This is a genomic window from Lentzea sp. NBRC 102530 (assembly GCF_030269365.1).
GTDB lineage: Bacteria > Actinomycetota > Actinomycetes > Mycobacteriales > Pseudonocardiaceae > Lentzea.
The window spans coordinates 231,765-253,528 of the sequence record NZ_BSTF01000004.1 but is presented as its reverse complement, the minus strand read 5'-3'; the positions used below and the strand labels follow the sequence as shown (position 1 = coordinate 253,528).

At 69.3% G+C, this 21,764-nt stretch carries 21 protein-coding genes and 1 tRNA gene; 15 read left to right on the top strand and 7 right to left on the bottom strand.

The window, feature by feature from the left end:
- Positions 1-14: 14 nt before the first annotated feature.
- Together QSK25_RS12685 and QSK25_RS12680 are read right to left on the bottom strand one after the other, a co-directional pair.
- The gene (locus QSK25_RS12685; RefSeq protein WP_285638697.1) at positions 15-2,945 is read right to left on the bottom strand and encodes a glycine--tRNA ligase; all 2,931 of its coding nucleotides are present in this window, start codon (positions 2,943-2,945) and stop codon (positions 15-17) included.
- 115 nt (positions 2,946-3,060) lie between these two features.
- Positions 3,061-3,621, bottom strand: coding sequence for a hypothetical protein (locus QSK25_RS12680; protein WP_285638172.1), 561 nt, complete (start codon positions 3,619-3,621; stop codon positions 3,061-3,063).
- Here QSK25_RS12680 and QSK25_RS12675 point away from each other — a divergent pair.
- From QSK25_RS12675 to QSK25_RS12660, 4 genes are all read left to right on the top strand, one after another.
- Positions 3,620-5,041, top strand: a complete 1,422-nt coding sequence (locus tag QSK25_RS12675) for an LCP family protein (protein ID WP_285638170.1) — start codon at positions 3,620-3,622, stop codon at positions 5,039-5,041. The genes QSK25_RS12680 and QSK25_RS12675 overlap by 2 nt on opposite strands.
- Before the next feature lie 115 nt (positions 5,042-5,156).
- Positions 5,157-5,642, top strand: a complete 486-nt coding sequence (locus tag QSK25_RS12670; protein WP_285638168.1) for a helix-turn-helix domain-containing protein — start codon at positions 5,157-5,159, stop codon at positions 5,640-5,642.
- A gap of 77 nt (positions 5,643-5,719) precedes the next feature.
- Entirely contained in the window at positions 5,720-6,967 is a 1,248-nt protein-coding gene (locus QSK25_RS12665; RefSeq protein ID WP_285638166.1) for a MurT ligase domain-containing protein, read from the top strand.
- The gene (locus tag QSK25_RS12660; RefSeq protein ID WP_285638164.1) at positions 6,960-7,667 is read left to right on the top strand and encodes a type 1 glutamine amidotransferase; all 708 of its coding nucleotides are present in this window, start codon (positions 6,960-6,962) and stop codon (positions 7,665-7,667) included. The genes QSK25_RS12665 and QSK25_RS12660 overlap by 8 nt, the downstream gene beginning before the upstream one ends.
- Here QSK25_RS12660 and QSK25_RS12655 read toward each other — a convergent pair.
- Positions 7,633-8,208 carry a TetR/AcrR family transcriptional regulator gene (locus QSK25_RS12655; RefSeq protein WP_285638696.1) on the bottom strand — a complete coding sequence of 192 codons (576 nt, stop codon included), beginning with the start codon at positions 8,206-8,208 and terminating at the stop codon, positions 7,633-7,635. The genes QSK25_RS12660 and QSK25_RS12655 overlap by 35 nt on opposite strands.
- 115 nt (positions 8,209-8,323) lie before the next feature.
- Here QSK25_RS12655 and QSK25_RS12650 point away from each other — a divergent pair, with 115 nt between their 5' ends.
- Positions 8,324-9,811, top strand: coding sequence for a flavin-containing monooxygenase (locus QSK25_RS12650; RefSeq protein WP_285638163.1), 1,488 nt, complete (start codon positions 8,324-8,326; stop codon positions 9,809-9,811).
- Here QSK25_RS12650 and QSK25_RS12645 read toward each other — a convergent pair.
- Positions 9,795-10,829, bottom strand: coding sequence for a zinc-dependent alcohol dehydrogenase family protein (locus tag QSK25_RS12645; RefSeq protein WP_285638161.1), 1,035 nt, complete (start codon positions 10,827-10,829; stop codon positions 9,795-9,797). The genes QSK25_RS12650 and QSK25_RS12645 overlap by 17 nt on opposite strands.
- Positions 10,830-10,940: 111 nt before the next feature.
- Here QSK25_RS12645 and QSK25_RS12640 point away from each other — a divergent pair, with 111 nt between their 5' ends.
- The 3 genes from QSK25_RS12640 to QSK25_RS12630 all read left to right on the top strand — a co-directional run bounded on the left by QSK25_RS12640 (position 10,941) and on the right by QSK25_RS12630 (position 13,634).
- A complete protein-coding gene (locus tag QSK25_RS12640) occupies positions 10,941-12,068 on the top strand; it encodes a carboxylesterase family protein (protein ID WP_285638159.1) in 1,128 nt (375 codons plus the stop codon).
- Positions 12,065-12,796, top strand: a complete 732-nt coding sequence (locus QSK25_RS12635) for a class I SAM-dependent methyltransferase (RefSeq protein WP_285638157.1) — start codon at positions 12,065-12,067, stop codon at positions 12,794-12,796. Before QSK25_RS12640 ends, QSK25_RS12635 begins: the two co-directional genes overlap by 4 nt.
- 223 nt (positions 12,797-13,019) lie before the next feature.
- On the top strand, positions 13,020-13,634 hold the full coding sequence (locus QSK25_RS12630) for a TetR/AcrR family transcriptional regulator (RefSeq protein WP_285638155.1): 615 nt from the start codon (positions 13,020-13,022) through the stop codon (positions 13,632-13,634).
- On the opposite strand, the gene QSK25_RS12625 is transcribed toward QSK25_RS12630, so the two are convergent.
- Complete coding sequence (locus tag QSK25_RS12625; protein WP_285638153.1) at positions 13,631-13,852, bottom strand: DUF3618 domain-containing protein; 222 nt, start codon at positions 13,850-13,852, stop codon at positions 13,631-13,633. The genes QSK25_RS12630 and QSK25_RS12625 overlap by 4 nt on opposite strands.
- A 109-nt stretch (positions 13,853-13,961) precedes the next feature.
- Between QSK25_RS12625 and QSK25_RS12620 the strand changes: the two genes are divergently transcribed.
- Positions 13,962-14,035 (top strand) — tRNA-Leu (locus QSK25_RS12620).
- A gap of 14 nt (positions 14,036-14,049) precedes the next feature.
- Here the strand turns inward: QSK25_RS12620 and QSK25_RS12615 are convergent.
- On the bottom strand, positions 14,050-15,165 hold the full coding sequence (locus QSK25_RS12615) for an ATP-binding protein (protein ID WP_285638151.1): 1,116 nt from the start codon (positions 15,163-15,165) through the stop codon (positions 14,050-14,052).
- Positions 15,166-15,598: 433 nt separating this feature from the next.
- Here QSK25_RS12615 and QSK25_RS12610 point away from each other — a divergent pair, with 433 nt between their 5' ends.
- Positions 15,599-16,213, top strand: coding sequence for a DedA family protein (locus tag QSK25_RS12610; RefSeq protein ID WP_285638149.1), 615 nt, complete (start codon positions 15,599-15,601; stop codon positions 16,211-16,213).
- 668 nt (positions 16,214-16,881) lie between these two features.
- On the opposite strand, the gene QSK25_RS12605 is transcribed toward QSK25_RS12610, so the two are convergent.
- Positions 16,882-17,931 (bottom strand): FAD-dependent oxidoreductase, encoded by a 1,050-nt coding sequence (locus QSK25_RS12605; protein ID WP_285638147.1) that lies wholly within the window; start codon positions 17,929-17,931, stop codon positions 16,882-16,884.
- Positions 17,932-18,020: 89 nt separating this feature from the next.
- Between QSK25_RS12605 and QSK25_RS12600 the strand changes: the two genes are divergently transcribed.
- The 5 genes from QSK25_RS12600 (at position 18,021) to QSK25_RS12580 (ending at position 21,756) form a co-directional block, all read left to right on the top strand.
- Positions 18,021-18,755, top strand: a complete 735-nt coding sequence (locus QSK25_RS12600; protein ID WP_285638145.1) for a hypothetical protein — start codon at positions 18,021-18,023, stop codon at positions 18,753-18,755.
- A gap of 7 nt (positions 18,756-18,762) precedes the next feature.
- On the top strand, positions 18,763-19,791 hold the full coding sequence (locus QSK25_RS12595) for an LLM class flavin-dependent oxidoreductase (RefSeq protein WP_285638143.1): 1,029 nt from the start codon (positions 18,763-18,765) through the stop codon (positions 19,789-19,791).
- Positions 19,792-20,127: 336 nt separating this feature from the next.
- Positions 20,128-20,655 (top strand): hypothetical protein, encoded by a 528-nt coding sequence (locus tag QSK25_RS12590; RefSeq protein WP_285638141.1) that lies wholly within the window; start codon positions 20,128-20,130, stop codon positions 20,653-20,655.
- 10 nt (positions 20,656-20,665) lie between these two features.
- Positions 20,666-21,133, top strand: coding sequence for a thioredoxin-dependent thiol peroxidase (bcp, locus tag QSK25_RS12585; RefSeq protein WP_285638139.1), 468 nt, complete (start codon positions 20,666-20,668; stop codon positions 21,131-21,133).
- A gap of 284 nt (positions 21,134-21,417) precedes the next feature.
- Positions 21,418-21,756 carry a DMT family transporter gene (locus tag QSK25_RS12580; protein ID WP_285638137.1) on the top strand — a complete coding sequence of 113 codons (339 nt, stop codon included), beginning with the start codon at positions 21,418-21,420 and terminating at the stop codon, positions 21,754-21,756.
- Positions 21,757-21,764 lie beyond the last annotated feature (8 nt).

Below are 21,764 nucleotides of genomic sequence, written 5' to 3'. Positions count from 1 at the left end.
CTCCGCTGCCAGAACTACAGCTGGGTCCAGTCGAGCACCGGTGCCGCGAAGTCCCGGATCGACGCCAGCAACCCGAGCCGGGCGGCCTTGACCTCCTCGTCCTCGGCCATCACCAGCACCTCCTCGAAGAAGGTGTTGATCGGCCCGGTCAGCCCCTCGGCCGCACCGACGAACGCCGCCAGCCCGACGACGTCGCGGGAAACCCCGTCGAACGCCTTGTGCAACGCCACCTCGGCCGGTTCCGACAACACCGAGGCGTCGTAGGAAGCCTCGACGTTCCCGGGCACGATCCGCCGGACCCGCTGCAACGCGGCCGCCAACGCGTCGAAGGACTCGTTGCCCGCCAACGCCTCCAGCTGCGCGAGCGTCTCGTCGGCCAGCACCGGCGAGTCGGCCAGCGGCAGCACCGCCTGCACGAACCGGTGCTCGTGACCCGCGTCCAGCAACGCCTGCTCGTACCGCCGGACCGCGAACTCCCGTGCGGTCTCCAACGCCTCGGCGGACACGTCGAGCCCCTCGGCGGCAAGCGAAAGCGCCACCGGCAGCGTGATCGCCCGCAGGTCGGGGAACGCCCGCAGCACGGTCACCGCACCCAGCGCCGCCCGCCGCAACCCGAACGGGTCGGACGACCCGGTCGGCTGGGCACCGATCCCGAACAACCCGGCCAGCAGGTCGAACCGGTCGGCCAGCGACAGCAACGCGCCGGGCACCGACGAGGGCAGCGCGTCACCGGCCGACCGGGGAAGTTCCATCTCCCACAACGCCACGGCGACCTCAGGCGTCTCGCCCGCGCGAGCCGCGTACTCGCGCGCCATCACACCGGCGAGCGAGGACAGCTCGATCACCATCTGCGAGCCGAGGTCGAACTTGGCCAGCGCACCGGCCCGGTCCAACGTCTCCCGGTCCACCTCGACCACCGAGGCGAACCGACCGGCGAGCGCAGCGATCCGCGCGGCCCGGTCCGCCATCGACCCGAGCTTGTCCGCGAACGTCAGCTTCGCCAGCCCGGCCTTCATCTCCTCCAGCGGCGTCTTCAGATCGGCCCGCCAGAAGAAGGCCGCGTCCTCGTACCGAGCCCGCAGCACGGCCTCGTTGCCCGCCCGCACCAGGTCGGCGTCCACAGACCCGTTGGCCACGGCCACGAAGTGCGGCAGCAACGACCCGTCGGCCGCACGGACCGGCAGGTACCGCTGGTGCTTGCGCATCACCGTGGTCAGGATCTGCGCGGGCAGCTCCAGGTACCGCTCCTCGAACGACCCGAGGATCGGCGTCGGCCACTCCACGAGGTTCGTGACCTCGTCCAGCAACCCGTCGACCTCGACCACGCCGCCGACCGAAGCGGCCAGTTCCTGCGCGGCCTCGACGATGGCAGCGGCGCGCACCGAGGCATCGGCCTGGATCCCGTGCGAGACGAGGAACTCCAGGTACCCGTCGGCGGCGGCCACCGGGACGACCGGCGCGTCAGCGGTCCGGTGCACCCGCGTGGAGGTACCGGCGGACAACGACGACACGGAGACCGGCACCGGCGTCTGCCCCAGCAACGCGAGCAGCCACCGGATCGGCCGGGTGAACGACAGCTTCGGGTCGTTCCACTTCATGTTCTTCTCGGCCCGCAGGTCCCCGACGACCTCGGCCAGCAGCCCGCTCAGCACCTCGACGGCACCGCGCCCGGCGTCGGTCTTCGTCAACGCCACGAACTCGACGTCGTTCTCGACCACGCGGCCCAGGGCGGACACCTCGACGCCCTGGCCGCGGGCGAAGCCCTGCACGGCCTTGGTCGGGTTCCCGTCCGCGTCGAACGCGGCCGAGACCCGCGGCCCGCGCACGGTCCGTTCGGCATCGGGCTCGCGCGGCGACACAGCGGGCACCACGACGACGATGCGCCGCGGCGTGCCGTGCACGGCGACCTCGCCGTGCGTCAGCCGGGTCGCGGCGAGCTTCGCGGAGACGGCTTCCCGCACCGCGGCAACGGTCCGCAGCACCTCGGCGGGCGGCAGTTCCTCGGTACCGATCTCGAACAGCAACGTCGAAGGCGCCACGACGTCCTCGAAGGACGAGGGCGGGGGAACGGCGGCCGGCAGAGCGGCGACACCCAGCGGGTGCCCGAGCTCGGCACGGCGTTCGGCCCACAGCGTGGCGACCTCGCGGGCCAGCCCGCGCATCCGGCCGAACGCACGCGCGCGCTCGGTGGTCGAGATCGAGCCGCGGGCGTCCAGCACGTTGAAGATGTGCGAGCACTTCAGGACGAAGCTGTGCGCGGGCACGGGCAGCCGCGCGTCCAGCATCCGCCGCGCCTCGGCGGCGAACTCCTCGAACAGGCGCTTGTTGGCCTCGACGTCGGCGTCGTCGAGGTAGTAGCGGGACATCTCGTACTCGGCCTGGCCGAACGCCTCGCCGTAGGAGATGCCGGGTGCGTAGGCGATCTTCTTGAAGTGGTCGACGCCCTGCAGCGCCATCATGATGCGCTCGATGCCGTAGGTGATCTCCACCGACACGGGGTCGAGCGTCATGCCGCCGGCCTGCTGGAAGTACGTGAACTGGGTGATCTCCAGCCCGTCGAGCCAGACCTCCCAGCCGAGGCCCCAGGCACCGAGCGCCGGGGAGGCCCAGTTGTCCTCGACGAACCGGACGTCGTGCGCGCGCACGTCGATGCCCAGCGCCTCCAGCGAACCGAGGTAGAGCTCCTGCGGGTCGCCCGGGTCGGGCTTGAGGATGACCTGGAACTGGGTGTGCGTCTGCAGCCGGTTCGGGTTCTCGCCGTAACGGGCGTCGTCGGGCCGCACGGACGGCTCCACGTACGCGACGCGCCACGGCTCGGGACCGAGCACCCGCAGCACGGTGGCGGGGTTCAGCGTTCCCGCCCCGACCTCGGTGTTGAACGGCTGCACCACGATGCAACCTCGGTCGGTCCAGTACTTGGTCAGCGCGAGCAGCGCGTCCTGCATCGTCAACACGGCGACGAGTCTACGAAACAGACAAAACCGCTGGTCAGGGGGCCTGAATCGGGTGGTCTTCGCCACTGTGTCACCCTGTGCACAACCGAGTGGACCTCCCGCACGTCTACTTGGAGTACCCGATTTCGCTGAGAGGAGTGGGTGTGGACAACCGGCCGCCGCGGCCGGGAGACCCGAACGGGAATCCCAGGCGACCCTCCGCCACCCCGCGCCCCCAGGGGGGCCGGCCACGCCACCCGCAGACGCCTCCGCGTGCCTCTGACCAGCCTCCGAGCCGGCAGCCGGGCCGGGCGGAACCACCGCGCCGGGAGCCTCCGAAGCGGTCGGAGCCGCCCCGTTCCGAGCCCCCGCGCCGCACGTCCGCGAGCCGGAGCGAGCCGCCCCGCCGCGAACCCCCGCGCCGTGACCCGGCCGCGCGGAGCGAACCGCCCCGCCGCACGCCCGCCGAGCCGCCGCGCCGGGCGTCCGTCGGCCGCACCGACCCTCCCCGTGCCACGTCGTCCGCACCGCGCCCGCGTCCGGTCGCCGACCGCCCGACGGTCCGCACCACGCCCGCGAAGGCGAAAGCCGCCGCCGCGCCCCGTCCGCGCCCCAGGCCCGCGCCCGCCCGCAGGCCGAGCGGCGCCCAGCGCGGCGCGTCCACCGGCGCCAAGATCTTCCTGAGCATGCTGTCCGCCACGATCCTGCTGGTCACCGGCATCGCGTGGCAGAACCTGACGGCGCTGACCGACGGTCTCACCAAGCAGGACCTGAACCTCGCCGACGCCGGCGAGAAGCCCGCCGACGGCGCGATCGACATCCTGCTCGTCGGCATGGACAGCCGCACCGACTCCAAGGGCAACCCGCTGCCGCAGGAGATCCTCAACGAACTGCAGGCGGGCGGCAGCGACGACGGCGGTTTCAACACCGACACGCTGATCCTGCTGCACATCCCGAACGACAGCGGCAAGGCGTACGCCGTCTCGTTCCCGCGCGACTCCTACGTGAAGATCGCGGGCGGGTTCGGGCGGCACAAGATCAACTCCGCCTACGGCTACGCCAAGAACCAGGCGGCCGAGAAGCTCCAGGGCAGCGGCAAGCAGGGGCCGGAGATCGAGATGGAGTCGCGCAAGGCGGGCGCGAACAACCTCATCGAGACCATCCAGGACCTGACCGGCGCGACGATCGACCACTACGCCGAGGTCAACCTGGTCGGCTTCTACGAGATCACCAAGGCCATCGGCGGCATCGACGTCTGCCTCAACACCAAGGTGCGCGACAGCTTCTCCGGCGCGAACTTCCCGGCGGGCCAGCAGACCATCGAGGGCAAGAACGCGCTCGCGTTCGTCCGGCAGCGCCACGGCCTGCCGATGGGCGACCTCGACCGCGTCGTGCGCCAGCAGGTCTTCATGGCGGGCCTGGCCAAGAAGATGCTGTCGGCGGGCGTGCTCACCGACAGCACCAAGCGCAACGACATGATCAAGGCCGTCAGCGGCGCGATCGTGCTCGACGACGGCTGGGACATCACCAAGTTCGCCCTGCAGATGAAGGACATGACGGGCGGCAACATGACGTTCCAGACGATCCCGACCGGCAGGCCGGACCTGGAGACGCCCGAGGACGGCTCGGCGGTCGAGGTGGACGCCGCCGAGGTCAAGACGTTCGTCAAGAACCTCGGCAAGGCGCCCGCGTCGAACGCCCCCGCCGACCCGGCGTTCAACAAGGCCTCGGTCACCGTCGACGTCCGCAACGCCTCCGGCCAGGCGGGTCTCGCGGCCACGGTGCTCGAGTCGCTCGTCGCGAAGGGCTTCACCGGCGGCCAGACCGGCAACGCAGACGCCCTGTCGAAGTCCGTCGTCCGGTACGGCAAGGGCGGCGAGGCGGGCGCGAACGCGGTCTCCGAGGCGCTCGGCGGCGTGAAGGTCGAGGAGGACGTGAACGTGCCCGCCGGCGCGGCCCGCGTGTTCCTCGGCTCGGACTACTCGGGTCCCGGATCGCAGGGTTTCGCCGGGTCCGGAGTGCTCGCCCTGGATGGTGCTCGTCAGCAACCGGCTGACCCCGCGGCCCCTCCGCCCATCTCCGCAGACGGCGTGCGCTGCGTGAACTGATACTGAGAGTAGAGATGTATAGCCCGTTCGGGGGATTCTGCCAGTAAGTTGCGTAAGCGACGAAGCACGAGCGCCTTCCATCACCGTGAGACCCGCTCACGGGGTGGAGGGACCAGTGCAGACTGCGAACGGCCAAATCGACACAGCGGCGTACCAGCGCGTGCTCGGTGATGAGATCCGCAGCCTTCGCAAGCAGCGCGGATGGACCCGCAAGGAACTGAACAAGCGGTTGCAGACCGAGATCTCGCTGCAGACGCTCGCGACGTACGAGCTGGGCACGCGGCAGTGTTCCGTCGTGCGCCTGGTGGAGATCTGCCACGCCCTGGACGTTCCGGCGCACGAAGTCCTCGCTCGTGTGCACGAACGCTTCTTCGGCGACACCCCTGCCGGGCACCTGTCGCTGAGCCTCACCGCGATCGCCGCGAGCGACAACCCGCGCATCCTGCCGTTGAAGCGGTGGGCGGCCGGACGGTTGCACGCGTTGCCGCCCGGTGCGTCCCCGGAGATCCACCTCGACCTGCCGGCGCTGGAGAACATGGCTCAGCTGTGCCAGTTGCCCACTGTGGAGCTCATCAGGATCCTGCGCGGGCTGAGCCGGTAGTTGTACCGAACCCGGTTCACAGCAACGAAACGACCGTGCGGAAAGGGGCAAAGTCCAACGCCGGTAGAGTCTTTGGGGTGAACGATTCCCCCGCCCGCCTCCCTCTGCGGACCGCAGCCGCCGTGAAGCTGGGCAACCTGAGCTCCACGTTGTCGCAGAAGATGGGCCTCGGCGCCGGTGGCATGATCGGCGGCCGGGTCGCGCTGAAGCTCGACCCGCAGGCGCTGGGCCGCCTCACGCAGGGCCGCAACGTCGCCGTCGTCACGGGCACCAACGGCAAGACCACCAGCACGATGATGCTGGCGAGGGCCGTGGGCGCGCTGGGCGAGGTCGCCACGAACCACAGCGGCGCGAACATGCCCGACGGCCACGTCACGGCGCTCTCGAAGCAGCCGGACGCGCCGTACGCCGTGCTGGAGTGCGACGAGGCCTACTTCCCGGCCGTCGCGGGCGCCAGCAACCCGTCGGTCGCGGTGATCCTGAACCTGTCGCGCGACCAGCTCGACCGGGTGGGCGAGGTCCGCACGATCGAACGCTCGCTGCGCGACGCCGTGAACAAGCTGCAGAACTGCACGATCGTCGCCAACTGCGACGACGTGATGGTGACGAGCGCCGCGTGGAACGCCGCCAAGGTCGTCTGGGTCGCGACCGGCACCGGCTGGCACCACGACTCGGCGAGCTGCCCCCGTTGCGGCAACCCGATCCGCTGGCAGGGCGAGCACTGGCACTGCACCGGCTGCGACCTGGCGCGCCCGCACCCGAGCTGGATCACCGCCGACGAGGCCATGATCACGCCGGAGCACCGCAAGCTGGAGCTGCGCCTCACGCTGCCGGGCAAGTTCAACCAGGCCAACGCCGTCATGGCGGCCGCGGCGGCGCACGCGATGGGCGTGCCCGCGGACGAGGCGGTGCGGCGCCTGCGCGGCGTCTCCAACGTCAGCGGCCGCTACCGCACGATCCAGCGCAACGGCCGCAGCGCGCGCTTGTTGCTGTCGAAGAACCCCGCGGGCTGGAGCGAGACGCTCACGGTCGTCAAGGAGGCCAACCACCCGGCCGTCCTGGTGATCAACGCCCAGGAGGCCGACGGCCGCGACCTGTCGTGGCTGTGGGACGTCCCGTTCGAACGCCTGCAGGGCCGCACGGTCATCGCCGCCGGCGAACGCGCCACCGACCTGGCCGTGCGTCTCACGTACGCCGAGGTCCAGCACACGATCGTGCCGGACCCGTTGAAGGCCATCGACCAGATGCCCCAGGGCGCGGTCGAGGTCATCGCCAACTACACCGCGTTCCGCGACTTGAATGCCAGGGCTGCCGCTGATGAGTGAGTCGACAATCCAGATCGCGCTCGTGCTGCCGGATCTCCTCGGCACGTACGGCGACTTCGGTAACGCCGTGGTCCTCGAGAAGCGCATGAAGTGGCGCGGCATCAAGGCCGAGATCGTGCCGATCAACTACGGCCAGCCGGTGCCGGACTCGTGCGACATCTACGTCGTCGGCGGCGGTGAGGACACCGCGCAGACCCTGGCGGTCAAGCACCTGCGCGAGCACCCCGGTCTGCAGCGCGCCGTCACGAAGAACGCCGTGGTGCTGGGCGTCTGCGCCGGCATCCAGATCTTCGGCGAGAGCTTCACCCGTGCCGACAACGTCACGCACCCCGGCATGGGCCTGATCGACTCTTCCTCGCACGCGGGTGGCAGCCGTGCCATCGGCGAGGTCGTGGCCGAGCCGGCGGACGGCCTGTTCGCGGGCCCGTTGATCGGCTTCGAGAACCACCAGGGCCGCACCACGCTGGGCCCGGCCGCACGGCCGCTGGCGCACGTCAAGGTCGGTACCGGCAACGACGGCAGCGTCGAGGGCGCCGTGCAGGGCCGGATCGTCTGCACCTACCTGCACGGCCCGGTGCTGCCGCGCAACCCCGCTCTGGCGGACATGCTGATCGAGTGGGCGACGGGCACGAAGCTCGCGCCGATCGACCTGCCCGCCGTCGCCGCTATGCGTGCGGAGCGGGTTCGGGCAGCTTCATAGCGACACCCGGCCAGACCACGTTCATCACGTAGTCGGTTGCGAGCGCGGGTCCGACCTTGGGCCTGCGCTCCATCCACACCGCGAGCCGTTCCGTCGCCCCGACGACGATCTCCGCGAACGCCTCCGCCTCCAGCGGGTCGATGTCCGGCGTGAACGACGCCAGGACGGCCCCGATCATGTCCGTCTGTTGCTGACGGATGCCTTCCACCTCTTCCTGGGCCGACGGCACGGCCACGGCCGCCTCCTGCCGCAGCAGCGCCCACGACCTGCGGTGCTCGTCGATGAACTCGAAGAACGCCAGCAGCCCCAGCCGGAGGAACTCCTCGGGGTTCCGCGCGCCCGAGATCGCCGCCGCGGTCTTCTCCCGCAGTTCGGTGCGCGCCCGGTGGATGCACCCGATGAGCAGGCCTTCCTTCGAGCCGAAGTACTCGTACAGCATCGGTTTCGAGACGCCGACGCGTTCGGCGATCTCGTCCATCGACGTGGCCAGGTACCCCTGCTCGGCGAAGATCTCCTCCGCGACCGTGAGCATTTGAGCCATGCGCTGGGCCTTGGGCATGCGGCGCCGCGGAGCAGTCACGAACGGAGTCTACCGCTCGTAACTTACTTCGAGTAACCTACTGCGAAGTAGGCACCGCGAGCGGAGGGAATCCCCCATGCACCGGACGACGAAAGTGCTCGTCATCGGCACCGGCTTCTCCGGCCTCGGCATGGCCATCGAGCTGAAGCGCCGCGGTGAGCACGACTTCGTGGTGCTGGAGAAGGCGGCCGACATCGGCGGCACCTGGCGGGACAACTCCTACCCGGGCTGCGCGTGCGACGTGCCCTCGCACATGTACTCGTTCTCGTTCGAGATGAACCCGAAGTGGTCGCGGATGTTCGCGCGGCAGGGCGAGATCCAGGACTACCTGCTGGGCGTCACCGAGAAGTACCGGCTGCGGCCGCACATCCGCTTCAACACCAAGGTGTCCGGCGCGCGGTGGGACGAGGACGCCAAGCACTGGACCGTGACGACCGAGCAGGGTGACACCTACACCGCCCAGGCGTTGGTCGCGGGCGTCGGCGCGTTGCACATCCCGAACGTCCCCGAACTGCCGGGCATCGAGAACTTCGCCGGGAAGGCGTTCCACTCGGCGCAGTGGGACCACGACCACGACCTGACCGGCAAGCGCGTGGCCGTGATCGGCACGGGCGCGTCGGCGATCCAGTTCGTGCCGAAGATCGCGGGCCAGGTCGCGTCGATGAAGATCTTCCAGCGCACGCCGCCGTGGATCATGCCCAAGGCCGACCGGTCGATCAACGGCTGGGAGCAGAAGCTGTTCCGCGCCCTGCCGTTCACGCAGCGGGCGTACCGCAACTTCGTGTACTGGACCCGCGAGTCGTCCGCGCTGGGGTTCGCGGTGAACCCGAAGATCATGCAGTTCGCGCAGGGAATCGCGTTGCGGCACCTGAAGAAGCAGGTGCCGGACCCGGAGCTGCGCCGCAAGCTCAAGCCCGACTACACGATGGGCTGCAAGCGCGTGCTGATCTCCAACGACTTCTACCCGGCGCTCGGCTACCCGAGCGTGGACCTGGTGACGGACAAGGTCTCCGAGGTGCGCGAGAAGTCCATCGTGGACAGTGCGGGCGTCGAGCACGAGGTCGACGTCATCATCTACGGCACCGGGTTCCACGTCGTCGACTCGTTCGACTACCTGGACATCCAGGGCAAGGGCGGTGCCGACCTCGCGAAGAAGTGGCGCGAGACGGGGATCGAGACCTACTTCGGCATCACGGTCTCGGGCTTCCCCAACCTGTTCTTCCTGCTGGGCCCCAACACCGGACTCGGGCACAACTCGGTCGTGTTCATGATCGAGTCCCAGATCCGGTACATCTCCCAGTGCCTCCGGCTCCTCGACCGGCACCGCGCAGCGGAGCTGGACGTGCGGGTGGAGGCCCAGCAGGAGTTCAACCGCGAGCTCCAGCGCAAGCTCACCAAGGGCGTGTGGACCCAGGGCGGCTGCAAGAGCTGGTACCTCGACGCGCAGGGCGTGAACCGCACCGTGTGGCCGGGATTCACCTGGCGGTACTGGATGCGGACCAAGCGCGTGCGCGCCGAGGACTACGTGCTGACGTCGGCGAAGAAGACTACGGCTGCACGATGACCTTGAGGGCGGTCCGCTCGTCCATCGCCTGGTAGCCCAGGGCGACGTCGTCGAGCGAGACCGTCCGGTCGAACACGGGGCCGGGGTCGATGCGTCCGGCGAGGACGTCCGCGAGCAGCTCGGGCAGGTACGCGCGGGCCGGGGCGACACCGCCACCGATGGCGATGTTGCGGCCGAAGAGCTTGTTCAACGGCAGCCCCGGCATCTCGTGCGGCACGCCGACGTAGCCGATCCGGCCGCCGTCGCGCACGATGCCCATCGCGGTCTCCCAGGACTGTTCCGTGCCAACGCATTCGAGCACCGCGGACGCGCCGAGCCCGTCGGTCATCTCCTTGATCCGCTCGACGGCGGCCTCTCCGCGTTCGGCGACCTGGTCCGTGGCACCGAAGAGCCGGGCGATCTTCGCGCGGTCCTCGTGGCGGCCCATCGCGATGATCCGCTCGGCGCCGAGGCGCTTGGCCGCGAGCACACCGCACAGGCCGACCGCGCCGTCACCGACGACCGCGACCGTGCTGCCGGGCACGACACCAGCGCCCATGGCCGCGTGGTGGCCGGTGCCCATGACGTCGCTGAGGCTCAGGAACGCGGGCAGCAGCTCCGCCGGGGCGTCCGCGGGCACCCGGACGAGCGTGCCGTCGGCCTGCGGCACCCGCACGGCCTCGCCCTGCCCGCCGTCGCTGCCCTTGCTGCCCCAGAAACCACCGGCACGGCACGACGTCTGCAGGCCGGCCTGGCAGTACGCGCACGTGCCGTCGCTCCACACGAACGGCGCGATGACGCGGTCGCCGACGTTGACGGACTTCACCGCGCCGCCGACCTCCTCGACGATGCCGAGGAACTCGTGCCCGATCCGCTGCCCCTCCTGGCGCTTCGCCACCCCGCGGTACGCCCACAGGTCGCTGCCGCAGATGCACGCCAGCTCGACCCGGACGACGACGTCGGTGGCCTCCTGGACGGCCGCGTCCGGCACCTCCTCGACGCGGATGTCCTTGGTGCCGTAGATCGTCGTAGCCCGCACTCCGAGCCCTCCTCGTGTCTCGTTGCCCAACCGTTACATCGTCCTCCTGTCCTCGGGTTTCCGCCGAATCGAGACACTGTGGAATTGCTTACTCATGCTTAGTATCGAGGCGTGATCACTGACCTCGTGCGGGCGCGCGGAATCCGTTATGCGACGTCTTCCCGGTTCGCCCCACCGACTCCCGTCGCGTGGGACGGCGTTCGTGGCGACGAGCGCGGCCCCGCCTGCCCGCAGCCGCCGTCCGCACTGGTGGCCGTCGTCGGGAACTCGGTCGAGGGCCTGGAGTTCTCCGAGGACTGCCAGGTGCTCTCGGTCACCGCGCCCGCCGGCGCCGACGGCCTGCCGGTGATGGTCTGGTTCCACGGCGGCGCCTACGTGACGGGCAGCGGGGAGTCGGTCAAGTACGAGGCGTCGCTGCTCGCCTCGGAAGGCGTGGTCGTCGTCAGCGTCAGCTACCGCCTCGGCGTCTTCGGCTACCTGCGCGACGACCTCGGTCTGCAGGACCAGTTCGTCGCGTTGCGCTGGGTGCGCGACAACATCGCGTCGTTCGGCGGTGACCCGGCGAACGTCACGATCTTCGGCCAGTCCGCGGGCGGCGACTCCGTGTACGCGCTGGTGCTGACCGACACCGAGTCCCTGTTCCACCGCGCGATCATGCAGAGCGCGCCGCTCGGCACCCGCGGCCCGGAACGTGCCGAGATGACCGCGGCCCTGCAGGCCGCCATCGCCGTCGACGCCTCGACGCCCGTCGCGGCCGTGCTGGAGGCCCAGACGGCCGCTGTCGCGTCGGTGGGCCCGCAGTTCGGGCCGTCCGGCGGCATGCCGTTCGCCCCCGTCGTCGAAGGTGATCTGGGCGCGGCCGCGTCGCGCGTCGAACTGCTCATCGGCCACACCGCGGACGACGGCAGCCCGTACGTGCCGAGCCGCGAGCACTGGGAGGCCGTCACCGAGCTGATCTTCGCCGGCGGCGCGCGCTCGTTCGCGGCGGACTGGACGGCCGCGGGTGGCGAGGTGGCGACCTACCTGTTCAGGTGGGCGCCCGAGGGTGGCCCTTGGGGCTCCTGCCACTGCATGGAGCTGCCGTTCCTGTTCGACCCGGAACCGTGGCTGGGCGCGGGCATGCTCGCGGGCACCAAGCCGGACCCCGAACTGGGGCGGACCATCCGGAGCACGTGGGCGGGTTTCGCCCGCGACGGCCTGGCGGCCCTCCCGTCCCGCGCGCTTGAATTCGGCGGGTGACCGACCTCCGGACCACCTTCGGCCGGGACGCGGCCCGCTACCGGCGGGCCCGTCCGACCTACCCTCCCGAACTCTTCGCCCACCTGGCCGGTCCGCGCGTCCTGGAGATCGCGCCGGGCACCGGTCAGGCCACGCTGCCGTTGACCGCCCTGGGCCACGTCACGGCCGTGGAGCTGAGCCCGGCGCTGGCCGCCCTGGCCCGCGAGCACGCCCCGGCCGCCGAGGTGGTCGTGGCGGACTTCGACCACTGGCCGTTGCCGGACGACCCGTTCGACCTCGTGGTGTGCGCGACGGCGTTCCACTGGCTCGACCCGGCCACCCGGATGTCCCGCTGCGCCGCGGCGTTGCGTCCGGGAGGGACGCTGGCGGTGATCTCGACCCACCACGTGGCGGGCGGCACCGAGCAGTTCTTCGTGGACGTGCAGCGGTGCTACGAGCGCTGGGACCCCTCCACGCCACCGGATCTGCGTCTCTCCCCCGCCGCAGCGGTCCCGAGGGAGTTCGATGAGAGCGATCTCTTCGACGCCCCCGAGTTCCACCGCTTCGAGTGGGAGCTGGCCTACGACACCGAGGCCTACGCCGACCTGCTGCTCACGTACTCGAACCACGTCGTCCTGCCGGCCCGCGACCGGCTGATCGAGGACATCAGGTCGTTGATAGACACCCGCTACGGGGGCCGGGTCGTGAAGCCGTACCTGACCCAGCTCGCCACCGCGACACGCAGGTGATCGGACCTCTCTCCGGCACGGCACCACCGCGTTCCGGGACGGCCTGGCCTGGGCCGGAACCAAAGGTAGGACTTCTGAATCGTGCCAATCAAGACTCCACCGACAACAACATGAAACAACAACCGGGTGCTGCTCACCCTGCAAGATGGGCAAGACGCCTAGGATGTCCCGCCAAAGGGGCGGGGAGACACGCACGAGCCGTGCCCTGGTACGAGGAGGTGGCATGGCCGTGTCGACAACGGCGTTCAACGAGGGAAGGACCCCGCAGCGGGGTCGTCCTCGCGACGCCAGCAGGGACGACGCTTTACGTCAGGCAGCGCTGGAGGTGATGGCCGAGGTCGGGTACCGGGCGCTCACCATGGACGCCGTGGCCGCCAGGGCCAGGGCGGGCAAGGCGACGATCTACCGGCGGTGGGAGTCGAAGCTCGATCTCGTGATCGACACGTGCACCCAGCTCGCCACGCAGAACCTCGCGGCACCGGACACCGGTTCGCTGGCCGGCGACCTCCGCGAGTTCCTCTCGTCGTTCGCCGCGTTCCTCTCGGGACCGATCGGCAAGGCGGCCCAGGCGCTCGTCGGCGAACTCCCGCACGAGCCGGAGCTGGCGGCGGCGTTCCGGGAGACCTTCCTGATCTCGCAACGCGACGTGCTGCGCGGAATCCTCGACCGGGCCGCCGAACGCGGTGAGCTCAGGGCGGACGCGCCGCGCGGCATGGCCGTCGAGATCGCGGGCGCCGCGTTGATCTACCGGCTGATGCTGACCGGGGACCCGCTCGACGAGCCGTTCGTGGAGAAGGTCGTCGAGCAGGTGCTCCTGCCGTTGGTGCGGATCTCCTAGCGGAAGAGCTTGCGCACGAGCGCGAAGCCGACCACCGCGCCGACCGCGATCAGCGTGTACTTGACCTTGGGCTGGCTCAGCACGTCGAGCACGGACGACTTGCCCTGCTCGACGAGCTTCTGCGGGTTGGCGCGCTCGCTGAGCTCGTCCAGGGTGGCGGCCAGCGCGGCGCGAGCCTGCTCGATCTCGCGCTGGATGGTGTCGGGATCGCGAGCCACATGTCCTCCTAGCAGCGGTTCTGCCCGCAACCGTAGTGGACGGCCAGGACAGCGGCTTCGCGCGACCCGCGAGAGCGGGTCCGCGGAGGGCCTATAGGCTTCTCCGCGAGGGGTCGTAGCCCAATTGGCAGAGGCACTGGGTTTAGGTCCCAGCCAGTGGGGGTTCGAGTCCCCCCGACCTCATTGATCAGCGATTTTCAGTGATTCGCCGCGGGGGCTGGCCCGCGGCGAACCGCCCTCAGGTTAGCCGCGGTGGTACCGGGTGTATCACCAGCGAACTGCTCCGCGAGGCGTTCGCGGCCGTAGAGCCGCACGGACTCCAACTGCTCGAACCGGCCCGCTCCCGTGAACGTCAGCAACGACTTCGCCACCAGCGCCGACAGCAGCACCAGCACCCGGTCCGACGGCAGGTCGCACGCCTGCACCGCGCCGTCCAGGCCGAACCCGCCCGGTTTCTGCGAGATGCACCTCAGGACGTGCTGCTCGTCGGCGCTCAGCCGGTCGTAGCTCCAGCCGATCGCGGCGCGCAGGCTCTGGTGGCGCACGGCCGCCGTGCGGTTGCCGCGGGTCAGCAACTCCAGGCGGTCGTCCAGGCGCGCCAGCAGTTCCTGCACCGGCAGGACGGTCACGAGGCGCGCGGCGAGTTCGATCGCGAGCGGCAGGCGGTCCAGCCGGGCGCAGAGGGCGGCGATGACGTTCCGGTCGCCGAGCCGCAGCCCCACCTGGTTGGCGCGGGCCCGATCCGTGAACAGGTCGACGGCGTCCGTGATCGACAGCGGCTGCACGGCGAACAGGACCTCACCCGGCACCCGCAGCGGCTCGCGGCTGGTCGCGATCACGGTGAGGCCGGGGCAGCCGAGCAGCAGCGGCTCCAGCAGCGCCGCGCACTCCCGCGCGACGTGCTCGCAGTTGTCCAGCACCAGCACGGTGCTGCGGGTCGCCAGCGCACCCACGAGCGTGCTCAACACCGGTTCGGAGGTCGACTCGCCCAACGCCTCCGCACACGCCCGCGCGACGTCCTCGGCCTCGTCGAGCTCGACCCACGTCACACCGTCCCCGGCGAACTCCCGGAGCAGCCGGCTCTTGCCGACACCCGCGGGCCCGACGAGCGTCAGCACGCGCGCCCTGATCCTTTCGAGACGGACCAGTTCCACACCCCGGCCGATGAAACTGTCCAGTGCCGTAACGGGTTCGTGGACGCGCTGCCGGTAGGCCCGTTGCCGGCAGGCGTTCGAGCAGTACCTCGCGTGTCTGCGCCGGGAGGTGGCGGTCGCGGTGCCGCAGATCGCACACGTCCCCACCAGGTCAGCCATCGAACCCGATCGTAGTCAAACGATTACCTGCCGGAAAGGCCTTTCCCCGGAGTTGTGGACCAATGGCCCACGACCGCGCACGCACCGGGCGCGTCGCCACGCCGCCGAACGGCACGTGGCCGAGCACCTCCGCCCCGCACCATTCGAGCCGAACGACGTGTGCACGCTGCCCACCAAGTCCTCTGTGGAGGAACGGAACGCTCTCGACGACCGACCTGACCACCGGCGTGACCGGCGTGACCGGCGTGAGGACTCTCACCCCACGAGTTCCGAACAGCGACGACAGCAACCAGAACGACCGCGCTTCCTGCTCAGACGCAAGGATTAGCTCCGCCCAGGGCCACACCCTAGAGAGCGGGGTGGGGTTTTCCCCACCTCACCTCTGCGGTTTACCCCAATGTCCCGCCGGCGCCTGATCCGTAACTTGGATGCCATGAACCTCGTCGACTGGGTCACCGACCTGATGCACACGGCCGGTGCACCCGGAGCGGCCTTGGCGATCGCACTGGAAAACCTCTTCCCGCCACTGCCGAGCGAGGTCTTCCTCCCCCTGGCGGGCTTCACCGCCGCCCAGGGCAAGATGTCCCTGCTGGACGCCATCCTCTGGACCACCTTCGGCTCAGTGGCAGGCGCCATCCTCCTGTACTGGATAGGCGCCCTGCTGGGCCGGGACCGAGTACGGGCGATCGCCGCCAAGATGCCCTTGGTCCGGGTGTCCGATGTGGACAAAACCGAGGCCTGGTTCCTCCGCAACGGCTACAAGGCCGTCTTCTTCGGCCGCATGATCCCGGTCTTCCGCAGCCTGATCTCGATCCCAGCGGGCATCGAACGCATGCGCTTAGCCCCGTTCCTCGCCTACACAGCCGCAGGCAGCCTCCTGTGGAACACGATCCTGATCCTGGCGGGCTACTTACTGGGCGACAACTGGCACCTGGTGGAGCAATACGTGGGCATCGGTTCCAAGGTGGTCCTGGTCCTGGCCGCAGTAGCCGTGGTCATCTTCATAACCACCCGCCTGACCAAACGCCGCACCAAGTCCCACACCTGACCAGCCCACTCACCCAACACACTCCAGGCATCAGCCCAGGCGTGCTACGTGAAATGCAGCGGCATGGGCAAGGCAGCCGAGCGCAAGGCGACCGAGCGCAAGGCAATCCAAAAGTTGGGCGGCCAAGCGCAAGGCAGCCCAAGAGCTGGGCAGCCAAGAGCTAAGCAACCAATGGCTTGAGGGGAACGAAGCCGCAGGCGAGGCCGACCGAGCGCAAGCACCGCGATGGCGCAGCCGAGCCCGCCAAGACCCAGGCGCAATACCGAAGGCGAGGCGTCCTGAGCTCTTGGCTCTCAACACTCCCGCCCAACGCGATGCCGAAGGCGAGCCGTCAGTCTTGGCTACACCGTCCAGCCGGTATCGGTGACGTGCCCACTCAACGTGCCCACGTACGCGTGGGAGTGGGGCTTGAATTTGGGTGCGAGGTGCTACCCCTAGCGGATCGGCCGGGCGCTTTTCAGCCCGGCTTTTCCGGACGACCAGCACCTCGCAAGGGCCCCGAAGTCAAGCCCCAACCCCTATCGTCGCGCAGCGGCGATGAAATGACCCGGCTCGTCCGCAGTTGTCTTTGCACCCCAACGCAACCACCCACAAAACCGCACCCAACCCGCACCCCAGAATCCACGAGCCCGCACCCCACGCCCCACTCCCCCACGGACGAAGCGCAGCTACCCCACCTTCACCCCGTCCAAATACCCGACCAACTCCCGAACAGCCGCCCGCCCAGCCCGATTGGCCCCGATAGTGCTGGCCGAAGGCCCATACCCCACCAAATGGATCCGAGGATCCGAAACCACCCGAGTCCCCTCCACCTGAATCCCGCCCCCAGCCCCTCGCAACCGCAACGGCGCAAGATGCTCCAGGTCATGCCGGAACCCAGTGGCCCACAAGATCACGTCAGCGTCGAACCGCTCGCCGGAAGCCCACACCACCCCAGAAGGAGTGACCTCGGAAAACATGGGCCAGCGCTCCAACACCCCGGCCTCACGGGCGGCACGAGTCTCGTCGTTCAACGACAGCCCGGTAACGCTGACCACGCTGCGCGGGATCAACCCGGCCCGCACCCGCTCCTCGACCATCCCGACGACCCACCGCCCGTAGTCCTCGGTGAACGGCCCCTCGCGCCACACCGGCTCGTGACGCGTGACCCACCGGGTCGCGGCAGCAACCGGAGCGATCTCCATCAGGAGCTGGGTGGCCGAAGCCCCGCCACCGACCACGACCACCCGCTTGCCGGCGAAGTCGGACGGCCCCTGGTAGTCGGCGGTGTGCAGCTGGCGGCCGGCAAAACTCTCCTGCCCCGGGTAGTAGGGCCAGAACGGCCGACGCCAGGTACCGGTCGCGTTGATCAGCCCACGCGCCGTCCACACCCCAGCGGAGGTCTCGACCTTCAACGAAGCCCCGTCGTCAACGACAGACGCGACGTCGACCGGTCGGACCACGGGCAGGTCGAAGAGCTGCTCGTACCGCGCGAAGTAGGACGGGATCGCCTCGTTGGCCCGTTCATCGGGTGAGGGCTGCTCGAACGGCATGCCGGGCAGTTCGTGGATGCCGTGCACGGTCCGCATCCGCAAGCTCGGCCACCGGTGCAACCAGGCACCGCCGGGAGCGGGGTTGGCGTCGAGCACCACGTGGTCGACACCGCGTCGCTGCAAGAAGTAGGAGGCGGACAGGCCCGCCTGTCCCGCGCCGATCACCACCACGTCCGTCACATCCACGTCAACGGAGGGAGGGCCTCACTCCTTCTCCCCCTGTGAGCGACGAAACATCAGGCGAAAGGTCAGGACCACCGCTAGCTTCCAGGGGCGTGCACCTACTTCTGACGATGGCGTTGCTCGCGGCCCCTGTCCCCACCACGACAGCCTCCTACGCGGTCTACGACCGGATCACGCACACGTTGACCGGACGAGACGTGCACAAGAAGATCAGATCCGCCTCGCTCGTGAAGATCCTCATTGCCATCGAGCAGTTGGAGACGCGTGGGGACGATCCGCGCATCGAGCCCATGTTGCGGGTCAGCGACGACAACGCGGCCAGTGAGCTGTGGGTCGAGAACGGCTGGGAGCAGCTGGTCGTTCGGGTGGCCGAGCGGCTGGAGCTCAAGGACACGCGGCCACCGGAGAAGCGCGGCATGTGGGGTTACACGGCCGTGAGCGCCTACGACGTGGTGAAGGTCTACCGGTACCTGCTGGAGGACGCGAAGCCGAAGGTGCGGCACACGATCATGGGGCACCTGCAGCGGGCCGAGAAGTGCGCGTCGGACGGGTTCGACCAGTCGTTCGGGTTGCCGTCGGCGACGTGGCACCCCGCGTTCAAGCAGGGCTGGTCGGGGTTCGGTGACCCGGCGAAGCCGTGCGTGGACAGGCCCCGGCCGCGGGTCCAGTGGGACCTCGACACCAAGTCGCCCGCTCTGCACACGTCCGGGACGTGCCTGTTCAGCATCGTCGTGGTGCTGACGCTGCACCCCGAGGGCACGTCCTACGAGAAGGCCTCGAAACGAGTTACCCGGCTCACGGAAGAAGTCACGAAGTATCGGTGTTGATCGATGTATGAGCCGTCTGAGTGAGATCCCGCTGTCCGTTCTCGACCTCGCGCCCATCGCGTCGGGGTCGGACGCCACGACCGCCCTGCGCAACTCGCGGGAACTCGCCCAGCAGGCAGAACGCCTCGGCTACCAGCGCATCTGGTTCGCCGAGCACCACAACATGCCGGGCATCGCTTCGTCCGCGCCCGCCGTGCTGATCGGGCACATCGCGGACTCCACCGAGACGATCCGCGTCGGTTCGGGCGGCGTGATGCTGCCCAACCACCCGCCGCTCGTGGTCGCGGAGCAGTTCGGCCTGCTGGAGGCGCTGCACCCCGGTCGCATCGACCTCGGCATCGGGCGCGCGCCCGGCACCGACCAGAAGACGGCGCGGGCGTTGCGGCGCACCGAGGCCGGGCTCTCCGCGGAGAACTTCCCGCAGGAGCTCACCGAGCTGATCAAGTACTTCGAGGGCACCGCCGAGCTCAACGCCGTGCCCGCCGCGGGCAACAAGCCGCCGATCTGGCTGCTGGGCTCGTCCGGTTACAGCGCGCAGGCCGCCGGGCTGCTCGGTCTGCCGTTCGCGTTCGCCCACCACTTCAGCGCCCAGAACACGTTGCCCGCGCTCGCGCTGTACCGGCGGCACTTCCGGCCGTCCGAGGTGCTCGACGAGCCGTACGCGATGGTGTGCGCGTCCGTCGTCGTCGCCGACACCGACGAGCAGGCCCGTTACATCGCCGGCCCGGGAGCGCTCTCATTCGTGAAGTTGCGGCAGGGCCGGCCAGAGCCGCTGGCGACTCCGCAGGAGGCCGCGGACTACCCGTACACCGAGATCGACCAGCTCGTGATCGAGGACCGGATGGCCAACCAGATCATCGGATCCCCCTCAACGGTCCGCTCCGGGCTGGACGAGTTGCTGGAGTCGACGGCGGCCGACGAGCTCATGGTCACGACGATCGTGCACGGGCACGATGACCGTCTGCGTTCGTTCGAACTCCTCAGCGAGATCGCCGAACGGACGCCTGCGATGGGCCGTTCAGCCGCACATACGTGAGTCGGTCACGCGTGACCTTCACGTTTTGTACGACTGACGCTGCTCTGAACGGGTGATAAACGGCTCCGCTTGTAGCGCGTGGCACACAGTGGGCGATGATCGGTGTGAGCGCGCACGCCCCCCGACGCGCTCCCTAGCTTCACCCAGTGGTCTCGACCACTAGGACGGCGTGGGGCCGGCGCACTTGTGGCGCCGCCCACGCCGCCCATCACACTTCGGCCACGGCCCGGCACCAGGTCCGCTTCAGAGGCCACTTTCATTCGCACTACTCCCTTCGGCACCGTCACAGTTGACGTGAGTCGCTCACACCCACCGCCGGGTGGGAAAGGGGAGTTCGTGAAGTTCGCCAAAACGGCCGCGGGCCTGTGCCTGCTGCTGGCCGTGGCGGGATGTGCGGGCCCCGGTGTCGCCGTCACCCCCGACGAGAACCTGACGGTCGAGCAACGCGCCGAGACGCCCAACGCGTCCGCCGCCGCTGCTTTCGGCACGCAACGCGTGTGGACCTCGGGCCTCTCCGTCGTCGTGTCCGCTCCGCGTTCGCTCTCACCGTCCGAGACGGCCATCCCACCGGCCAAGCGCACCGCGGTCTTCACGATCACCGTCTACAACGGCTCCAAGACGCCCTACCGGCCCTCCCAGCTCGCCGTGAAGGCGACAGCGGACGACCAGCAGGCCGCGGAGCTCCTCGACTCCGTGCAGGGCCTCAACGGCCTCGCCTCGGCCATCGCCGAACTCCCACCGGGCCGCGACACGCAGTTCCAGCTGGCGTTCGCCGTGCCGGAGACACCGGTGCGGATGAAGCTGACGATCCAGCCGGGTGGCCACGACCAGAACACGCCGACCCTCTTCGAGGGCCAGGCATAGTCTCTGGGGCATGACCAGTCGTCTCGAACCTGGAGACACCGCGCCCGCGTTCACGCTGCCCGACAGCGAGGGCAAGCCGGTGTCCCTGTCCGACTACCTCGGCAAGTCCGTGGTCGTGTACTTCTACCCGGCCGCGAGCACCCCGGGCTGCACCAAGCAGGCCTGCGACTTCCGCGACAACCTCGGCGTCCTCGCCGAGTCCGGCTACGAGGTCGTCGGCATCTCCCCCGACAAGCAGGAGAAGCTCGCGAAGTTCCGCGACGAGGAGGGCCTGACCTTCCCGCTGCTCGGCGACCCGGACAAGACGGTCCTCACCGAGTGGGGAGCGTTCGGCGAGAAGCAGAACTACGGCCGCACCGTCCAGGGCGTGATCCGCTCGACGTTCCTCGTCGGCCCCGACGGCAAGATCGTCAAGGCCATGTACAACGTCCGCGCCACCGGCCACGTGGCCAAGCTCCTGCGCGAACTCCCCGCCTGATCTTCCCCACAGCTGCGCTGCCGCCGTCGTTTTGGTTGCGACGGCGGCATCTTTCTGAGGTATGGTCGAGACGAGGGCGTGCAACAAAGCCGCCCCTGTTCCGGTGAGGGTGATACACCGTGTGTCGCTTGACGGCACCTAGCGGCCCCGACATCCCGTCTGATTTCGTCTTGCGAGTCCACTTCCCCACGCGCGGCGGCTGACCAGGGCTTTTCGCCCACAAGTCAACCGTTCTCTTCAACACGCACGCCTAGCGCTGCGTGCATTTCGTGCTGGAAAATTCAATGCTCAAGTGGATCCTGCTGGCCCTCGCCGTGGGCGCGGAAGTTTTCGCGACCCTCTGCCTCAAATACTCCGACGGCTTCACCAAACCCTGGCCGGTCGCCGGCCTCGCAACCGGCTTCCTCACCGCCCTCTACCTGGAATCCCTGGTGATCAGAATGGGCATCCCGGTGGCCATCACCTACGCGATCTGGGCAGGCGCCGGCATCGCCCTGGTGGCCATCACGAGCCGCGTCCTCTTCGCCGACCCGCTGAACCTCGCCATGCTGGCGGGCATGGCCCTGATCGCCGCGGGCGTCTGCGTCGTGTCGGTGGCCTCGCACGCCCAGGCAGCCGTCTAATCTCGTTT